The organism is Microbacterium sp. ISL-103, from assembly GCF_018613995.1.
Lineage (GTDB): Bacteria > Actinomycetota > Actinomycetes > Actinomycetales > Microbacteriaceae > Microbacterium.
In genome coordinates this window covers 1-2,130 of the sequence record NZ_JAGGPD010000635.1, presented here as the reverse complement: position 1 = coordinate 2,130, position 2,130 = coordinate 1, and the positions used below count along the sequence as shown (strand labels likewise).

Genomic DNA, 2,130 nt, shown 5'->3' with positions numbered 1-2,130 from the left:
GGAGCGAAGGGCTTCGGGGATCCGGCGGCGCTGGCCACTCGGAACGCGATCGTGCACCCGGCCGTCCGGGCCGAGTCGCAGCGACGCTTCGAAGAAGCCGCCTCGGCAGACCCCCAGGCCGTGGTCGTGTACGACGTGCCACTGCTCGTCGAGGCGCGCGTGGATGACCCCTGGGATCTGATCGTCGTCGCCCATGCTCCGGCAGACGAACGCAGACGCAGGCTCGTGGAGCTCCGCGGGATGCCGGCACGGGCCGCGCAGGAGCGGATCGACGCCCAGGTCTCGGACGATCGACGGCTGGCGATCGCCGACGAGGTCATCGACACCTCAGGCACCTTGGCGCAGACGCTCGCACAGACGGATGCTCTGTGGGAGCGGATCCGCAGGTCGTGACCTTCACCGGTCACGCGCCAGGGTCTCCCGCGTACCGCCGCCTGATCGTCGGCCTGTTCTTCGCCGGCATCGCGACCTTCGCACAGCTGTACTCGCCCCAGGCGGTGCTGCCGCAGCTGTCGACAGCTCTCGGGATCTCGCCGGCGAGCGCCGCGCTCAGCGTGTCGGCGGCGACGCTCGGGCTGGCTGCTGCCGTCATCCCCTGGTCGATGGTGGCTGACCGCATCGGGCGGGTGCAGGCGATGGCGATCGGTGTGCTCACGGCGACCGTGCTGGGTCTCCTGGCCCCGCTCAGTGCGGGGATGGAGATGCTGCTGACGCTGCGCCTGCTCGAAGGAGTCGCGCTCGGGGCGGTGCCTGCGGTCGCGCTCGCGTACCTGAGTGAAGAGGTCAGCCCGCGAAACGCGGCCGCCGCAGCAGGGAGCTACATCGCGGGAACGACAGTGGGCGGACTGCTCGGCCGGATCGTGTCCGGCATCGTCGGCGAGCAGACGGGGTGGCGGGAGGGCATGTGGACGGTCGCGGGGCTGTGCGCGGTGGCGGCCGTGCTGTTCCTGTGGCTGACCCCGAAGGCGCAGGGGTTCGTGCCCGGACGATTCCGTGACGACGCGGGACCCGGGATGCTCACACGCTTGCTGGCGCCGCTGCGGTCTGGGCGTCAGCTCGCACTGTACGCGCAGGGCTTCCTGCTCATGGGAGCATTCGTGGCCGTCTACAACTACCTCGGATTCCACCTCGCCGAGCCGCCTTTCGCGCTGCCTGCCTGGGTGGTGACGCTGCTCTTCCTCGCCTACCTCGCCGGCACCGTCTCGTCGCCCTGGGCCGGTTCTCTGGCCTCTCGTTTCGGGCGATACCCGGTGCTGCTGGGCGCGATCGCCGTGATGGCCGCGGGGGCGACCGCGATGCTCGCTCACGCCACCCCGATCGTGCTGCTCGGGCTGCTTCTCTTCACCGGAGGCTTCTTCGGGGCGCACGCGGTGGCGTCGGGGTGGGCGCCGGTGGCGGCAGGACCCGACAGCAGAGCACAGGCGTCTTCTCTCTACTACTTCGGCTACTACGCGGGATCGAGCCTGTTCGGCTGGGCGCTCGGCATCGTGTTCGGCCAGGTGGACTGGGTGTGGTTCATCGTCGCGGTCCTCGCCATGTGCGGCCTGGCGGCGGCCTCGGCCGTCGCGAAGCTGCGCGCATCGCCGGGCCCCCGTTCGTCGTGAGCGAGGGCGGCACCGCGGGAGTCCGAGGAGGAGGCGGCTTCCCTGAGAGGATGAGCGCATGCGTCTGAATCTCCTCGCCGCTTACGACGAACAGCTCCGGACCGATGCCGAGACCACTCACGCACTCGCCGTCTCGTCGATGGGGCCCATCCGTCTCGCGGTGTTCCCGGGCGGCCGCGGGTTCGTGTCGTACGCGAACCTGGGCGGAGCGGATGCCGCGCGCGCGGCCGAGCTGGTCGACGGCGCACTGGAGCACTTCCGCGGCATCGCGGGCATCACGAGCGTGGAGTGGAAGACGCGAAGCCACGACCACGCTCCTGGTCTGCACGATGCGCTCGTCACGCGGGGGTTCGTGCCGGAGGACACCGAGTCGATCATGATCGGCGAGGCGGCGCTGCCCGCCGGAGAGGTCGCGGTTCCCGACGGAGTGGAGCTGCGTCGTGCTCGCACCGAGGCGGAGGTGCTGGCGATGGCGGAGATGCAGGGCATCGTCTTCGAGGACCCTCACTGGCTTGCACGGGCCGAG

Annotated in this window: 2 protein-coding genes and 1 pseudogene; all 3 read left to right on the top strand. The window is 70.5% G+C overall.

The genetic code is table 11. The features are described from left to right. The coding region (locus tag J7E68_RS18940) for a dephospho-CoA kinase (RefSeq protein WP_215175092.1) at window positions 1-393 on the top strand (393 nt) is incomplete at its 5' end. Beyond that, window positions 369-1,604, top strand: coding sequence for an MFS transporter (locus J7E68_RS18935; protein ID WP_311417421.1), 1,236 nt, complete (start codon window positions 369-371; stop codon window positions 1,602-1,604). The genes J7E68_RS18940 and J7E68_RS18935, both read left to right, overlap by 25 nt. 58 nt (window positions 1,605-1,662) lie before the next feature. Beyond that, window positions 1,663-2,130: pseudogene (locus J7E68_RS18930) on the top strand (GNAT family N-acetyltransferase); the annotation flags it as partial.